A 266-nucleotide genomic window follows, 5' to 3' on the forward strand; every position below is an offset into this window, starting at 1 on the left:
TAAGCAGGCATACGGTGGAAGTTCAACTAACAGTATGTATCTGACGCCGGTGCATTGATCTTCGCTGCGTATTCTTGGTACTCAGCAGATGTTGGTAATCTACATAAAATAGCTGCAACTGCAGCAAGTTCAGATGATGCTATGAATACGTTTGCGCCATTACCTAAACGATTAGGGAAGTTACGTGTAGAAGTAGACACAACCGTTGCTTTTTCTGCAACACGTGCTTGGTTACCCATACGTAGGGAACAAGCTGGCGTTTCGAT

General features: G+C 44.4%; 1 pseudogene. It reads right to left on the bottom strand.

Going from position 1 to position 266, the window contains the following annotated elements:
• Positions 1-29: 29 nt before the first annotated feature.
• Positions 30-266: pseudogene (locus CWB66_RS21845) on the bottom strand (aconitase family protein); the annotation flags it as partial.

The organism is Pseudoalteromonas sp. S558 (genome assembly GCF_005886635.1).
Lineage (GTDB): Bacteria > Pseudomonadota > Gammaproteobacteria > Enterobacterales > Alteromonadaceae > Pseudoalteromonas > Pseudoalteromonas aliena.